The sequence below is a fragment of the Ruegeria sp. CDSC021 genome, assembly GCF_059610845.1.
The window spans coordinates 21,488-37,160 of sequence record NZ_JBXWOK010000003.1 but is presented as its reverse complement, the minus strand read 5'-3'; the positions used below and the strand labels follow the sequence as shown (position 1 = coordinate 37,160).

General features: G+C 56.9%; 15 protein-coding genes. 6 read left to right on the top strand and 9 right to left on the bottom strand.

Annotated elements, in window-relative coordinates:
* The first annotated feature begins 3 nt into the window (after positions 1-3).
* Entirely contained in the window at positions 4-600 is a 597-nt protein-coding gene (locus tag AC2FGB_RS07115; RefSeq protein WP_142639893.1) for a TetR/AcrR family transcriptional regulator, read from the top strand.
* 116 nt (positions 601-716) lie between these two features.
* On the opposite strand, the gene AC2FGB_RS07110 is transcribed toward AC2FGB_RS07115, so the two are convergent.
* The gene (locus tag AC2FGB_RS07110; protein ID WP_282021800.1) at positions 717-2,696 is read right to left on the bottom strand and encodes a bifunctional 2',3'-cyclic-nucleotide 2'-phosphodiesterase/3'-nucleotidase; all 1,980 of its coding nucleotides are present in this window, start codon (positions 2,694-2,696) and stop codon (positions 717-719) included.
* A gap of 239 nt (positions 2,697-2,935) precedes the next feature.
* Positions 2,936-3,841, bottom strand: a complete 906-nt coding sequence (locus AC2FGB_RS07105; RefSeq protein WP_281972852.1) for a LysR substrate-binding domain-containing protein — start codon at positions 3,839-3,841, stop codon at positions 2,936-2,938.
* Between the two features lie 181 nt (positions 3,842-4,022).
* Here AC2FGB_RS07105 and ugpB point away from each other — a divergent pair, with 181 nt between their 5' ends.
* From ugpB to AC2FGB_RS07080, 5 genes are read left to right on the top strand one after another with little or no spacing between them, the layout of a single operon-like run.
* Positions 4,023-5,333, top strand: coding sequence for a sn-glycerol-3-phosphate ABC transporter substrate-binding protein UgpB (gene ugpB / locus AC2FGB_RS07100; protein ID WP_496689198.1), 1,311 nt, complete (start codon positions 4,023-4,025; stop codon positions 5,331-5,333).
* Between the two features lie 57 nt (positions 5,334-5,390).
* Positions 5,391-6,272: a sn-glycerol-3-phosphate ABC transporter permease UgpA gene (gene ugpA, locus AC2FGB_RS07095; protein ID WP_142639899.1), complete on the top strand. Its 882-nt coding sequence runs from the start codon at positions 5,391-5,393 to the stop codon at positions 6,270-6,272.
* 20 nt (positions 6,273-6,292) lie between these two features.
* Positions 6,293-7,129 carry a sn-glycerol-3-phosphate ABC transporter permease UgpE gene (gene ugpE / locus AC2FGB_RS07090; protein ID WP_271949133.1) on the top strand — a complete coding sequence of 279 codons (837 nt, stop codon included), beginning with the start codon at positions 6,293-6,295 and terminating at the stop codon, positions 7,127-7,129.
* Positions 7,130-7,132: 3 nt separating this feature from the next.
* Positions 7,133-8,188, top strand: a complete 1,056-nt coding sequence (ugpC, locus tag AC2FGB_RS07085; RefSeq protein WP_496693798.1) for a sn-glycerol-3-phosphate ABC transporter ATP-binding protein UgpC — start codon at positions 7,133-7,135, stop codon at positions 8,186-8,188.
* Positions 8,188-9,123 (top strand): glycerophosphodiester phosphodiesterase family protein, encoded by a 936-nt coding sequence (locus AC2FGB_RS07080; protein ID WP_496689194.1) that lies wholly within the window; start codon positions 8,188-8,190, stop codon positions 9,121-9,123. Before ugpC ends, AC2FGB_RS07080 begins: the two co-directional genes overlap by 1 nt.
* Positions 9,124-9,234: 111 nt before the next feature.
* On the opposite strand, the gene AC2FGB_RS07075 is transcribed toward AC2FGB_RS07080, so the two are convergent.
* From AC2FGB_RS07075 to AC2FGB_RS07045, 7 genes are all read right to left on the bottom strand, one after another.
* Positions 9,235-9,930, bottom strand: coding sequence for an RraA family protein (locus tag AC2FGB_RS07075; protein ID WP_496693799.1), 696 nt, complete (start codon positions 9,928-9,930; stop codon positions 9,235-9,237).
* Positions 9,927-10,622, bottom strand: coding sequence for an alpha/beta fold hydrolase (locus AC2FGB_RS07070; RefSeq protein ID WP_496693800.1), 696 nt, complete (start codon positions 10,620-10,622; stop codon positions 9,927-9,929). The genes AC2FGB_RS07075 and AC2FGB_RS07070 overlap by 4 nt, the downstream gene beginning before the upstream one ends.
* A complete protein-coding gene (locus tag AC2FGB_RS07065) occupies positions 10,619-11,743 on the bottom strand; it encodes a cobalamin-independent methionine synthase II family protein (protein ID WP_496693801.1) in 1,125 nt (374 codons plus the stop codon). The genes AC2FGB_RS07070 and AC2FGB_RS07065 overlap by 4 nt, the downstream gene beginning before the upstream one ends.
* 58 nt (positions 11,744-11,801) lie before the next feature.
* Positions 11,802-12,764 (bottom strand): cupin domain-containing protein, encoded by a 963-nt coding sequence (locus tag AC2FGB_RS07060; RefSeq protein WP_281972845.1) that lies wholly within the window; start codon positions 12,762-12,764, stop codon positions 11,802-11,804.
* 151 nt (positions 12,765-12,915) lie between these two features.
* Positions 12,916-13,890 carry a nuclear transport factor 2 family protein gene (locus AC2FGB_RS07055; RefSeq protein ID WP_281972844.1) on the bottom strand — a complete coding sequence of 325 codons (975 nt, stop codon included), beginning with the start codon at positions 13,888-13,890 and terminating at the stop codon, positions 12,916-12,918.
* Complete coding sequence (locus AC2FGB_RS07050; protein ID WP_142639914.1) at positions 13,887-14,906, bottom strand: LacI family DNA-binding transcriptional regulator; 1,020 nt, start codon at positions 14,904-14,906, stop codon at positions 13,887-13,889. The genes AC2FGB_RS07055 and AC2FGB_RS07050 overlap by 4 nt, the downstream gene beginning before the upstream one ends.
* Positions 14,906-15,673, bottom strand: coding sequence for an SDR family NAD(P)-dependent oxidoreductase (locus tag AC2FGB_RS07045; protein WP_271949099.1), 768 nt, complete (start codon positions 15,671-15,673; stop codon positions 14,906-14,908). The genes AC2FGB_RS07050 and AC2FGB_RS07045 overlap by 1 nt, the downstream gene beginning before the upstream one ends.

Sequence of the window (15,673 nt, the reverse complement as noted above, 5' to 3'; positions counted from 1 at the left end):
GCCTTGGCCCGGACAATCGCAAAAGACCACGACCAAAAGCGGGAACAAATCCTGAAAACGGCAGCCAAAGTATTTGCCGACCAGGGGTTTGATCGCGCTTCGATGACCCTTTTGGCCAATGAGTGCGGAATCTCCAAGGCTAACATTTACCACTATTACGACAGTAAGGATGCCATCCTGTATGACATCCTCGAAACCTATCTGCGCGAGCTGCGCGACCGCATTTGCGAGGTCGATCTGACGGGTCTTACACCCGAGCAAAAGCTGCGAAAGACCGTTCGTGAGATCCTGTTCGCTTATCAGGGTGCGGATGATGAACACCGAGTGCAGATCAGCGGCATGAACGCCCTGCGCGACGATCAGCAAAAGCTCTTACGAGGGTATCAGCTGGATCTAGTGAATTTCGTCCGGGACATCCTGAAAGACCTGTCTCCGGACTCGTTTGGCGATGACAAGGACAAGCTGCGCGGTGCCACGATGTCAGTTTTTGGCATGCTGAACTGGTATTATATGTGGAACACAGGCGCAGGCACCAAAGCACGTGAGGATTACGCTGATCTGGTCAGCACCCTAACGCTCCACGGAATACGCAAACTCTAGACCCAGGACGGGCCGCTTCGCAGGACAGTTGCCTAACAGAATAATTTTGGCTCACCCCCCAATTCCGATCCATACCATTGGGTCAGAAATAGGGGGATAAGCCTGCTTTCAATCTGTTACAGCTGGATGCGGAAGGCCGCAAAGCCATCTGCGCCCTCACCGGCATCCTCAATCGAAACACCTTTGACGTCACTCATATAGTCACGCGCCTTCGGGCCTGTTTCGAACAGGACCGTGGTGCCGTCCAGCGGCGCAAACGACCAGTTGGCATCTGCTTTGGGGTCAATCGTGCCCTGTTCGACGATATAGCGGACAATCACGTCGCGGTTGGTGTCCGGCGCCTCGAACACAACCGTGTCGCCCATCGCGCCGGGGAAAGATCCGCCACCGGACGCTCGGTAATTGTTGGTGGCGATAATGAACTCCATGTCATCCGTGACCGGAGAACCATTGAAGGCAAGGTCCACGATCCGGGCCGCGCCAGGGTTGACCTCTTCACCCTTGGGTCCAAACCGCGATGGCTGGGACAGGTCGATCTGATAGGTGACACCGTCCATCACGTCGAAATTATAGGACGGAAACTCTGGGTTCAGCAGGACCGCGTCGCTTGCGCCCGGTTCGACCTGATTAAACATTCCGGCAGACCGCTCCAGCCAACCTCGGACCTGCGCTCCGTTCACCCGTACGGCGCGCACGGTGTTGGGATAAAGGTAAAGGTCGGCCACGTTCTTGATTGCCACGTCACCCACCGGGACATCGGTGTAATACTCGGGGCCACCACGACCGCCGGCTTTGAAAGGCGCCGCGGCTGACAAAATGGGCAGGCCTTCGTGTTCCGTGCCCTTCATCATCTCTTCGACGTACCATTTCTGCGCTATCGACACGATCTGAACGGACGGGTCATCTGCTACCAGCGCAAAATAGCTGTGCAGCGGGGCCGACGTCTTGCCGACCGCTCTGCGCACATAGGCCAGGGTTTCGTCATGGTCTTTCGCGACCGAGGCCAGCACGGCCTGATCGTCCTCGACCAGCGCCGTGATCGAGCGATCTTCGTTGCGAACCGAAATCGGGCGCGCCTCAGACGTTGTGGTCACCACACGCCACTCGTTCCCATCGCGCTCCAGCAGCAGGTCCAGAAGGCCAAGATGTGATCCCCAGAACCCGCCCATGACGGCGGGTTTGCCCATCAACGTCCCTTTTGCAACGTCAATACCGGGACGGTCGGCAAATGTCTCGGACGGGAAAACAAGGTGGTTGTGACCGGTCACCAGCGCGTCAATCCCGTCAACACCGGCCAGCACAACCGAGGCGTTTTCCATACCGTCGGAATGGTCGGCATCGCCAATCCCCGAATGCGAAAGCGCGATGATCAAGTCGCAGCCCTGCTCTTTCATCTCAGGCACATAGGCCTGCGCTGTCTCGACAATGTCGCGGGCCTGCACGTTGCCTTCGAGATGCTTGCGGTCCCAGTTCATGACCTGCGGCGGCGTAAACCCAATGACGCCGACCTTGATCGGGTGTTTGCTGCCATCGCCCATTTCAATCTGGCGGTCGAGAATCGCATAGGGTTTGACCAGCGTTTTATCCTCACGCGGGTTTGCCCCCTGTTCCTTTGCGACGTTGGCCAGTACAATCGGGAAATCCGCGCCAGCAAGCGCCTTTTCCAAAAAGTCCAAACCGTAGTTGAATTCGTGATTGCCCAATGTGGCGGCGTCATAACCGACTGTGTTGAAGGCGGTGATAATCGGGTGGCTGTCGCCCTCTTTCATCCCCCGCTCATAGGCGATGTAATCGCCCATTGGGTTGCCCTGCAGAAAGTCTCCGTTATCGACCAGCAGAGAATTCGTCGCCTCGGACCGGATGCCGTTGATGATCGAAGCGGTGCGGGAGAGGCCTACCGTGTCGCGAGGCTTGTCGGCGTAATAATCATAAGGGAAGACATGCACATGAATGTCCGTCGTCTCCATTATCCGTAAATGCGCCTGATTATTGGCAGCCGCCGCAGAAAAAGGGTGAAGTGTAATGGCCGCGGCGCTGGCGGTGGTGGTCGCAAGGAACTGACGGCGGGACATCAAGCTGGGGTTGGAAAATGGCATGTGACACCTTTCATTTTCGTTTGTCGACGCGACTTGTGCAGGCCCTGCGAAACAGTGGTGTGACACTGGCTGGCAGGTCCTGCCACGCGTCGAACTGGGCATGAACCAAGTCAGTTTGCCCACAAGTTTCAGGGCGCGTAAAGCAATCCCGGGGTCTCAATTCGATTTTTGTAAAATTTTGCCAATGCCCAAAGCCGCGTTCAGGCAATCAATCGGGCAACGCTTTCTGCTGTATCCAGCTAAGGATCGGCGATGAAAGGTCCAAGGCTGTCGCTGAACTGTTCTATGAATTCCAGCGTGACCAGCGATGGTTGCTTCAAAACCGGTCGCACCAGCGACAGCGTATGAGGCAGAAATGGCCTGAAAGACCGATAGCTCAACCCCCTGTTCTGATATTGTACTGCGTCCAGTTCGCTAACGACAGACACCCCAACGCCCTTCACCACCAATTCGCAAGCGGCCGTGAATTGCCGAACCTCGATATGCGAGTTCAGTTCGACATTCGAGTTTTGAAATGCACGCGACAGGCGCGCGAAAAAGTCGCTGTCGCGCCGGGTGTGGATGATCTTCTGATCGGCAATATCTGCCGGTGTCACGGTCGAAAGGTCTTCCAGCGCATGGCCTGCGGGAAAGACGCAAACTGTGCGGATATCAATATGGGTGCTTTCGACAGCCGGGTGGCCATTAAACCCATCTGTGATTCCGAAATCATATTGCTCGCCGATCATCCACTCCAGGATGCGCTCGGGCCGATCCGGCTCTATCGTCATGGTGACGCCAGGCCGGTCGCTCAGAAATCCGGCTACAACATCTGGTAAGTGACTGGTGGCGAAGCCAGGAAGGCAGGCGACGCGAATATGCCCGGCTTTGCGTTGCGTGATGTCCTGACTGACATCCGAGATCTGCCGCATCAATTCCAGCACGCGCTCTACGCTGGGTTGCAGATAGCGGACCTCTTGCGTCGGAACCAATCGACCTTCGCGGCGGTCGAACAGTTGAAACCCAAGCGATTTTTCCAAATCTGAAAGCAACCTGCTGACCGCAGGCTGGCTGACCCCCAGATCAAAAGCGGCGGCAGTGACCGAGCCATTGACGGTCACCGCCATAAGTGCCTCAAGCTGCCTAATTCTCAGGGTTTGGCTCATGGAGCGTCCTGTTTTTGCTGCAAACCTCGGTCAATTCATAACATCGTATTATATTTTTTGCCAGAAAATCAGGCTTGAATTATATTTCTGTGACGTTAACGTCGTGAAATCGTCATGTGTGCCGATTACGCGTAGCGCTCGGTATTCAACGAAGCATCGCCTTTGATGCATGGGAGGAATCATGAAAACGAAATTGCTTGGCGCTCTTGCCGTATCAACAGCCTTGTCCCCGATCGCGGCAATGGCGCAAACCGAAGTTCAGTTCTGGCATGCCTTTACCGGCCGCCTAGGTGAGCTTGTGAAAGCTCAGGTTGAAGAATTCAACGCCAGCCAGGATGAATATGTCGTGGTTGAAAGCCACAAGGGCAACTATTCGGAAACCCTGAATGCAGGCATCGCCGCCTTCCGCGCCGGTGAACAACCGCAGATCCTGATGGTATTCGAGGTTGGCACCGCAACTATGATGTCGGCCCAGGGCGCGATCAAACCGGTCTATGAGGTGATGGCTGAAAGCGGTGCGTCATTTGATCCGGACGCCTATATCGGCTCGGTCAAAGGGTATTATACGACCACGGATGGCGACATGCTGTCCCTGCCCTTCAACTCGTCAACACCGGTTCTTTGGGTCAACCGCAATGCGTTCGAAGCGGCGGGCGTTGATCCTGACACCGATCTGTCGACCTGGGAAAAGGTCGGGGAAACGCTGGAGCAGCTTAAGGCCGGTGGTGAAGATTGCCCGTTGGTCACTGCATGGCAAAGCTGGATTCATCTTGAGAACCTGTCAGCCTATCACGACGTCCCCTTCGCCTCGCAGGATAACGGCTTTGCCGGTCTGGATACCGAGCTGATGCTGAACGGTCCGGCCCAGGTTGCGCACCTGACCGCGATGGGTGACTGGGCCAAGGACGGCAAGTTCATCTACACGGGCCGCCGCAACGAAGGTGGCGCGAACTTCCGGTCCGGCGAATGCGCCCTGTTCACCGAAAGCTCGGCGGGATACGCCGGAATCAAAGCCGAAGCCGAGTTTGATTTCGACGTGCGCCCACTGCCCTATTGGGAAGCTGTCACGGCCGAGCCGCAGAACACCATCATCGGTGGTGCCTCACTGTGGGTCATGGAAGGTCATGAGGCCGATGAATACAAAGGCGTCGGCGAGTTCCTCAGCTTCCTGTCCTCGTCTGACGTTCAGGCGGCCTGGCACCAGAACACCGGCTATTTGCCCATCACTACTGAGGCAGGTCAGGCGACCCGAGCGTCTGGTTTCTATGACGAAAACCCGGGCACTGACATCGCCGTCATCCAGATGACCGCGAAAGAGCCGACGGCAAACTCGAAAGGTCTGCGTCTGGGTTCATTCGACCAGATCCGTGGCATCATCGACGAAGAGCTTGAGGCCATCTGGGCCGGTGAAAAGACCGCCCAAGAGGCGATGGACAGTGCGAAGGAACGCGGCGACGCGCTGCTGCGCCGGTTCGAATCCGCCAATCAATAAGTCGTAATCTGATGCGGGCCTCGTTGGGCCCGCATTCTACTCTGGTGGGCCAATAGAATGGAAAAACGCGTCATTTTTCGCGGCTGGCTGCTGCCGCTTGCGCTGATCGCCCCGCAGGTCATCATTTCCGCCGTCTTCTTTTTCTATCCTGCTGGTCAGGCCGTATGGCAATCGTTGTTCATTCCCGACCCGTTCGGGCTGTCGTCTCAGTTCGTCGGACTGGGCAATTTCGAATTCCTGCTGAGCGATAAATACTACCGCGCCTCATTCGTGACGACGGCGGTGTTTTCTACTCTTGTGACCCTGTGCTCGATGATCCCGGCCTTGTTCCTGGCAGTCATCGCAGATCGACTGATCAAGGGCTCGGGCGTGTATCGGACCTTGTTGATCTGGCCCTACGCCGTTGCCCCCGCGGTGGCGGGTGTGCTGTGGCTGTTCATGTTCAACACCCGCGTTGGTGTGGTCGCATGGTATCTGGGCCAGCTCGGCTATGACTGGAACCACGTCCTGAACGATGCCGAAGCCATGGGGCTGGTCGTTGTCGCCTCGGCCTGGGGACGCATCAGCTATAACTTTCTGTTCTTCTTTGCGGCGCTGCAATCCGTGCCCCGCTCGGTCATCGAAGCGGCGGCGATTGATGGGGCCCATTTTTGGCGCCGGTTCTTTACCATCGTACTGCCGCTTTTGTCGCCGACCGCGTTCTTCCTGCTGGTCGTGAACATTGTCTATGCCTTCTTTGAAACTTTCGGCGTGATCCACACGATCACCGGAGGGGGTCCGCAACAAGCCACAACCATCCTGGTCTACAAAGTCTTTTCCGATGGGTTTGTGGGCCAAGATCTGGGGTCGTCTTCGGCCCAGTCGGTCATCCTGCTGGTGGTTGTCGGCCTGCTGACAGTGATCCAGTTCAAATATGTTGAGAAGAGGGTGCATTACTGATGGCGGCCCAACAACATGGAATGGTCGAGAAACGTGGTGCGGGCCTGTGGCTGACCCATGCGTTTATGATCCTTGGCGTTCTGGTCATCTTCTTCCCGATCTGGCTGGCCTTTGTGGCCTCGACCGTTACTCAGGCCGACATAATCTCGCCCCCGATGCCGGTTGTGCCAGGTGATCAGTTCTGGGTGAATTACAAGGCGGCCCTGTTCTCAGGCGTGAACGTCCCGGTCGCAACGATGCTGTTCAACAGCCTGGTGATGGCGATTGGCATTGCCGTGGGCAAGATCGTCATCTCGCTCCTGTCAGCCTTTGCCATCGTCTACTTCCGCTTTCCCGGGCGGAACACGTTTTTCTGGCTGATCTTCCTGACCCTGATGCTGCCGGTTGAGGTGCGGATTGTCCCTACCTTCGAGGTGGTGGCCGGGTTTGGTATGCTCAACAGCTATTCGGGGCTGATCTTTCCGCTGATCGCCTCGGCCACTGCCACGTTCCTGTTCCGCCAGTTCTTTCTGACCATCCCGGACGAACTGGCCGAGGCCGCGCGGGTGGATGGCGCCCGCCCGATGCGGTTCTTCGTTGATATCGTGATCCCGATGAGCCGAACCAACATCGCGGCCCTGTTCGTGATCCTGTTCATCTATGGGTGGAATCAATATCTCTGGCCGCTGCTGATCACGACCGACCCCGAGATGAACACCATCGTGATGGGCATCAAACAGATGTTCCCCTCGGGCGATGATTTTGCCCATTGGCCGACGATCATGGCGACCTCGATCCTGGCAATGATCCCACCGGTCCTTGTGGTGGTGTCGATGCAAAAGCTTTTTGTCCGCGGCCTTGTCGATAGCGAGAAATAAGAAATGGCAACAGTATCCCTTGAGAACGTCAAAAAGAGCTTTGGCCCGACGGACGTCATTCATGGCATCGACGTCGATATCGCGGATGGCGAGTTTATCGTGATCGTGGGCCCCTCCGGCTGCGGCAAATCCACTTTGCTGCGGATGGTGGCCGGGCTTGAGACTGTGACATCCGGCGAAATCCGGATTGGCGAAGAGCGCGCCAATGACAAGGAGCCGATGGACCGGGACATTGCGATGGTGTTCCAGAACTATGCTCTGTACCCTCATATGTCGGTACGCCAGAACATGGGTTATGGTCTGAAAATCGCCGGATTGCCCAAGGCTCAGATTGACCAGAAGGTGACCGAGGCCGCTAAGCTGTTGCAGCTTGAGCCGCTGCTTGACCGCAAGCCTCGTCAGCTTTCAGGCGGTCAACGCCAAAGGGTTGCCATGGGCCGCGCTATTGTCCGTGAACCTGCCGTGTTCCTGTTTGATGAACCGCTCTCAAACCTGGATGCAAAGCTGCGTGTCCAGATGCGCCTGGAAATCCGCGAACTGCAAGAAAAGCTGGGTATCACCTCGCTATACGTGACCCATGATCAGGTCGAGGCCATGACCATGGCCGACAGAATGATCGTGATGAACGGTGGTGTTGCCGAACAGATCGGCACCCCGCTTGAGGTCTATGAGACGCCGCGGACGCTGTTCGCTGCGCAATTCATCGGCAGCCCGGCGATGAATACCTTTGATGCAGAGCGACAGGGCGGAAAGATCAGGATCAAAGATACCGAGATTGGCCCATCAGGCGGGCCCGATGGCCCGTTCAAATTGGGCATACGGCCAGAGCATCTGTTCTTTGATGAAAACGGGCCCTTTGATGTCGTAGTTCAGATATCCGAACCGCTGGGGGCGAATACTTTGCTGCACGGTCAGGTGTCAGGCTCTGGCGCGGCAATCACGATCAGCCTTCCGGGTGTTCATCCGATCGAAGGCCGTCATCCCAATATGCGTTTTTCTGTTGCGCCAGAGCATATGCATCTGTTTGACCCTACCTCTGGCATAAGGCTCGAGGGCTGATGCCTTTCCCTCAGGTCGAGGCGTTTCGCGGCGGTAAAAACCTGATCCGTGTAGTAGGGCACCGGGGGGCACGCGGCGTCCTGCCCGAAAACAGCATGATCGGTTTCGATTTTACGCTGTCCATCGGGGTTCCACTTCTTGAGTTTGACGTGGTGCTGACGGCGGATGATGTACCTGTCATAACCCATAACCATCGGCTGCACGCGCCGACCTTTCGGGATGCCAGCGGTCAGTTTTTGACCGGAAAAGAACCCAAAGTCTCGTCCCTGTCCTTCGACCAGATTCAACAGTTCGAAATCGGGCGCTTGGACGGACACTCGGATTATGGTCGACGGTTCCCCGATCAGGCCCAACTGGACGGCGTTCGCGTGCCAAAGCTGCAGGACCTGCTGGATCTGATCAATCGGCCGGAATACGGCAAAGCCAATCTGATGCTCGAACTGAAATCTGATCCGGATCTGGCCCATGACGCGGCCTATCTGGACCGCTTTGTCGAACGCGTGGTACAGCAGGTTCGGGCCGCTGGCCTATCCGATCGCGTGTTGCTGCACAGCTTTGACTGGACCCTGTTGGAAGTCTGTCAGCGGCAGGCACCTGACATGCCGTCATCTTACCTGACGCAGCTTCCCGAAAATGCCGATGACCTTGGCGAGGATTCCTCCAAGGCCGTTTGTCCGGACTTTCGAGGCCAAAGCGAAAAAATCCCGCAAATGGTCAAGCAAGCGGGCGGCGCGCTTTGGTGTCCGTATTTCGCAGATGTGATTTCTGAGGACGTCGCGCTTGCCAAAGAACTTGGGCTTTGCGTAGCCGTATGGACGGTCAATGAACCGGCGGATATCAGCAGGATGATTGATCTGGGTGTCGATGCCATCGTCTCGGACTATCCTGGACGGGTTCAAAGGCATCTGTCGGATTTGGGCATGAGATGGGTGTGATCCAGCCGTGATTTCCGACACAATCGCCATCGCTAGTGACGGGCCAATTCAGGATCACATCGGCTCGCTGCCGGGTTAGTCTATGGCTGGGCCGCGCGGTTGTTGCCGCATTTACGTGCGCGAGGCTTCGAACGCCGCCCATGCTTGTTCAAAGGCCTCAAAATCGAACTCTGACGCGCGTGCTGGGCCAAGAATAAGCTTTTCGGTTTCAAGCAATTTGCGGATCGCCTGTTCCAGGCTGTCCACCACTTCGGGCGGGATCACCAAAGCGCCGTGCCGGTCCGCATGCACCAGGTCCCCGTCCTTGATCGAGAGGCTGAAGATGGTAACCGGAGTGCCCACCTCTTTGACATGCACGAACCCGTGGCTTGGACCGACCGAGCCCGCCACAACCGGAAACCCATCCGGCAAATCGCCCAGATCCCGCATCACGCCGTTGGTCAACGCACCGCTGATGCCAAACCCTTTGTGGACCGTGGTATTGATCTCACCCCAGTAAGCACCGATGCAGTCCGGGAAATCCAGATCTTCGACAACCGTGACAGCCGGGCCTGTGCCCGTTGCCATATGCCGGTAGTAATCCATCCGGCGCTGACGGATCACTTCGGGAGGGTCGTCGGGAGGGTTCACCGCCGCGATCTTTGCCGTTCTGGCATAACCGACCATTGCCCCCGCATCGGGATCCGAGCACAGCATTGTGCCCCGCGTGAAATTGTCGAACCCACGCTTGCCTTGCGCCACTTCAATCGCATTGCAGACGGTGGGGGTGTCGACGGATTTCAAAAGATCCAGCAAGGGTTTTTTCATAGTGCCTCCAGCCAACGGCACAGAGCCGCTGTCGTCCGTTCGGGTTGTTCAAGTGTAGGCAAATGCCCCGCCTGCTCGATGACCTCGAAACGGCTATTCGTGAGAAGTTCATGCATCAAGGCGTGTCGCGAAACCGGGCACAGAGCATCATCTTTCCCGCACAGGATCAGGGCCTGCCCGGTATAACCGCGCAAGGTATCGCTTTGGTCGGGGCGATCTCGCAGTGCTTTGGACTGGTTAATAAAAACATCCGATCCAAGACCCAAGGCCATATCCATGCACAGGTTCAGAATTGCCTCGCGGTTCGGGCCATCGGTCAGGTAGTTTGGTTTCATCTCCTCGGCCATGACCCGGCCCAAGCCCCCACTGGACACAGAGGCGATTTGTGGACCACGCCTGGCTTTGACGTCATCCCGTTCGGCCATGTGGTTGGTATCCATCAGCGCCACGCTGACGACGCGCTGCGGTTGCTGCCGGATTATTTCCATCGCAACGATGCCACCCATGGACAGACCCGCAAGGACAAAGCGCGGGGGCGCATAAGACAACACTTCGGCGGCCAAAGCCTGCACCGTGTCATGCCCCCCAATCGGCGCATAGAGGACAGGATTGCTGCTCGAAAGCGCCGCGATCTGCGGGGCAAAAAGCCGGGCATCGCACATCATGCCGGGCAACATTACAAGTGGCTTCATGTGACCAATGCAGCCCCGTCGGCCAGAGAACCAAGCTTGGCAAAGGCGATATCAGGATCAACCGCACCAAATCCGGCAAAAGTGCCAAATCCGCAATCCGAGCCCGCGATCACTCTTTCGCGGCCGACAATATTCGAAAACCGTTCAATACGTTGGGCGACCAGTTCCGGATGTTCGACAAAATTTGTCGTGGTGTCGACAACGCCAGGTACAAGCACTTTGTCCTCTGGTATTTCGGCTTTGCGGTCACGGAACACCGTCCATTCATGCGCATGACGGGGGTTCGAGGTTTCGAACAGGACATAGCGGGATTTGGTCGACATCAGCGTGCCGAACACTTTGTCCATTCCAATGTCGCAACAATGCGGTCCTTCGTAATTGCCCCAGCAAATATGGACGCGCACCTTGTCAGCGGGAACGTCCTGCAATGCGTAGTTCAGGGCCTCAACATGCAAATTGGCGATCTTGACAAATTCTTCGTCCGAAAGGTCAGAGAACAGCATATGGCGAGACAGGGCCAGGTCGGGGCAATCCAGCTGTAGATCCAGACCGGCCCCCACAATGGTTTCGTACTCTTGCTTCATCGCATCGGCGAGTGCAGCCAGATAGGCTTCACGCGTGGGGTAGAAATCATTTTGCAGAAACAGAGAGATGACACCCGGGCTGGCCGCGTTCATAAAACCACGCTCGACATCATGCGTGGCCATGGCGGCCTTGAGGTTGTCGATGTCTTTTTGCAGTTCACCTTGCCCTTTTGACCGCACCTCACCCACACACATTGGGCGCGCATATTGTGGCGTACCGCCATCATCAGCCAGACGTTTCAGGAAGCCGGGAAACATCTTCAGATCCGCTGGCGCGTTGCGCGGGCTGTCCCCGTCAAAGCCGGTATAGCGGTCTTTGACATAGGTGGCGTATGAGATCTTCGATGTCTCGCCATCCGATACGATATCGACCCCGGCTTCGACCTGTTTGCGCACTGTCTCGGACACGGCCGAGGTCATACAGGCATCAAACGCATCCGCGTCAAATGGCTCTGCACGCTCGCGCGCAAAGATGAAATCCACGACCTCCTGACTACGCGGAAGGCTCCCTACATGTGTGGTTGAAATGCGGGTCATTCCTTCTTCTCCCTCTGCAAGTCTAATCTGCGCCGCCCGGAAGGCAGCGCAGTTTGTTTCATGCACCTGTCCAAGTTGTACCTGCCGGATCTTCGGTTGCGGTAACGCGATAGAGCCCCGCGTCACCGGTCATCGAAGGCGTGACGCCATAGCTTTCGCCGGGCAGAACCAGTGCGGTATCCCCATTTGTCAGGGTTGTTTCGACATCCTCAATCGTAATCCGCCAGTGGCCACTGGCCGGCATCAAGACCACAGGCTTTTCGGCTTTAACCGGATCAGACACACACGAGCCGCGACCAAGGAAATCAACCTCGAAACCCGGCTTGTCTTTGATCAGGCCGTTTTCACCGATCACAACGGCAGGCTTGTTTGATGACAGCGCCATCAAATCCCAATAGCGGGCCACGTAATTGCCAATCACATTTTCGACGGGGACCTCGGGATAGGCTTTCAACTGCTCTTCAGTCAGCAAGGGCATGGGCTGTACGTTATGCGGCAGCGTTTCCCCTTTTTTGCTGTCGTAAAGAACCCCATTGTTTCCCAGCATCAAGCCATGGGCCTGCGCATCCTGAATAACCTGTGGCGCCCAAGTGACCCCGCCCCCGGCATCGTCACCGCCAAGGACCGCCATGATCATCCCATAGTCCTGCCCCACATTTTCAAACCCGCGGAAGATACCGGTCGGGATGTTGAAGATGTCTCCTTCTTCGGCAATGAACTCGCCAGCCGATCCGTATCTGCCCCAGAAGAACCGCCAACGGCCTTTGGCGACAAAGAACACTTCGGCCGTGGTGTGGCTATGCAGAGAGTTCCGGCATCTCGGCGGTTGGCCTGCGGCACCGATGTTGAAACCAATCTTGTCGGTGATGTGGACATGCTGGTCGGGGCTTTCAGATACGCCCCCGCCGATGATGGTGAAGTTTTCCTTTTGATCTGACCCCGGAGTATGGGCGTCGATGAACGCGGTTTTACAGGGTTTCAATTCGCCATAACGGACGATGCGGCTTTGGATGGTACTCATTTCAGTCTTCCTTTTGGTTGGAGTTCGCTGCGGTCAAACTCCGAAACCAGGCGGGCGGTTGTTCAGTCGCCGGGCACGCAGGCTGGCCCGGTGGGCGTGAAAAAGCCGCAGGGCCTGCCCAGCCTCCAGATTTGAGAGACGATGCGACATTTTACAGATCACCGGTTTTCAAAAGGATCTGTTTCCAGACCGACGTTTCATCAAACAGAGTGTATTCACGGCGCAGGCCCCAGGGGCCGAATTCGGCGTGGCTGATACCCAGCACAAAGACCTCGGCCCCCGTCGGCGTGCCGAACACACCCCATCCATCATGCTTGCCATGCAGCGACCAGCGGATCGCGGCGCGAGGCGGCATCATTGGGTCATCGCGACCGATCTGATGTTGAATTTTGAACTCGGCATTCGGGAAAGAGGCGCGAAGTCCCATCCAAAAGCGATCGACCGGAGCCCAGCTGTGACCAGTCGTGCCGCGCGGATATTCCGATTGCACGGCGCGGTCATACTCGGCACTGATCACGCTCAGGTCTGCAGACATGACCCGGTTCAGAATGTCGGCGTATTTCTGACCCCATTCATTGTCATTACCACGCCCTTTGTAAGGTCCAGGCTGATCATTCGCCGGCGTGTAAGGCTGGGCGCAAGCCTCTGGGCCGCCTTCGCGGGCGATCAGATCGCGGGCATATTCTTTTGGGTCCCAACCCATCTGTTGGACAATCGCACCCTGGTCGCGGATCAGCCATTCATCGTTGATCTGGTTGTTGATGGCGTGACAGTCAGCAAGGATACGGTAGACCAGCTTTTTCCCGGTAGCCTTCCCATAGACACCGTCGCCCAGATGGGTCGCAGTCGACAAAAGCCTGTGCGAGGACAGCATGCCATTTTCCGGTGTGCCGGACCAAATCACATCCTCACCCAGCAATGTGCGGTCGGGGAACTCGGCAAGCGTTGCCATGGTAGCGGCAATGACGCCCTGATTGCCAACGACAACTGACCCCGGGGATCGAACCACGATATCGGGTGCATAGTAATGGTGCAGCGTGGCAATGCCCCGATCTTCCCAGATTTCTTTTGTGATCCCAATAATATAGTCAGGGAAATCTTTGAATTTCGGGTCAAATCCCTTCATGTCTTCCATCCTTCAGGTATACGTGCAGAACCGCGAACAATCAGCGGTCCATCTATTTCCAATCGGTGCGGACCAACATCGGGCCCTTCGATTTTGCTCAGCAAAATGTCCACGGTTTCGGCAACCATACGGTTTGCAGGCTGTCGTACAGTGGTCAGGCTATAGGTTGGCCATGCTGCAACGGCCACATCGTCATATCCGACAACCGAAACATCTTCGGGAATCCTTAGGCCCAACTCGAATCTGAGGGTGTCCATCACTGCAATAGCCATGTGGTCATTGGCCACAAAAACGGCGTCGGGCGGGTCCGAAGCAAACATCTCAAGCGTTGCCGCCCGCGACTGTTCGCTGGTGAAGTTCCCAACGCCGCGCGCATGCAGTTCCGCCCCCGCATCATGCAAGGCGGCCCTGAAACCTGCTTCGCGGTCGCGCTGGGTCGACGCGCCTTCCCAACCGGCGATGTACCCGATCTTTTTATGCCCGCCGGCCAAAAGGAATTCGGCAGCCTTGCGCCCACCCGCGATATTGTCCGAGGTGACCGCCGACATGGCCGGGTCGTCCTGAACCCGGTTAAACAGCACCATCGGCACACCGGCAGCCAGACAACGATCCGACAGATCCGACGACAAAGCCACCGAAGCCGCGATAATCCCATCAACCTGAAAATCCAGTATTTCTTCGATCACGTTGTCTATGTTGCCGGCTTGATGCGACGCCATGAAGACCAGCACGTGGTAGCCGCGCTCTTGCAACTTGTTTGTCAGCTTTTCCAACGCTTCAGGATAGAACTGATTGTTCAGATAGGCGACCACAAGTCCAATGATCCGGCTTTTGCCCGAGACCACCGCACGGGCCAGAAAATTTGGCCGATATCCCAGCTCATCCGCTGCCTTGCGCACTTTCGCGACCGTTTTTTGCGAGGCAGATGCACCAGGCGTAAAGACCCGGCTAACGGCGGATTGGCTGACCCCGGCCAGCCGGGCAACGTCCAACGATGTAACCTTCTGAGTAACCATCAGTCTGCCGTCCAGCCTCCGTCCACCAACATTGCTGTTCCTGTAACCAAAGCCGACGCCTCTGATGCCAGGTACACTACCGCGCCCATAATATCCTCAATCTCTCCCGGGCGGCCCAGCTTGATCTTGTCCAAAATCCAGGCCCGTTTGGTCGGGTCCGCGAATGTAGGCCGGGACAAATCCGTCAGGATGAAAGTCGGGCAAATCGTGTTGACACGGATCTTTGCGGGCCCGAATTCCAGCGCCATCGCCTTGGTAAAGCCCTCGACCGCAAACTTGGAGGCGCAATAGACCGCGCGTTCCTGCCCGCCGACATGGCCCATCTGGCTTGAGATATTTATCAGCGATCCGGGACGCCCGGCCTCAAGCAACCCTTTGGCAACGGCTTGGGTTAGGAAATAGGCCCCCCGGACATTGACGTTCATGACCAAGTCAAAATCTTCGGGCACCGTTTCGACCGCCTTGCTATGACGTGCAAACCCTGCCGAGTTCAAAAGGATGTCAAACGGCCCGTTTTCGGCGACAGCCGCGGCAGTTCCTGCGACATCGGTGACATCCATCTCAAGCACCTTGGCAGACCATCCCCTGGCAGTCATCTGATCGGCTATCTCTTGTAACGCACTTGCGCGGCGCGCCGCCAATGTGACCTCGGCCCCATGCTCTGCCAGCGCTACGGCGCAGGCCAGACCTATGCCCGACGATGCCCCGGCGACTAGCGCACGTTTGCCACCTAGACTAAAACTGGGGGTGCTGGGAAAATTGAGCAT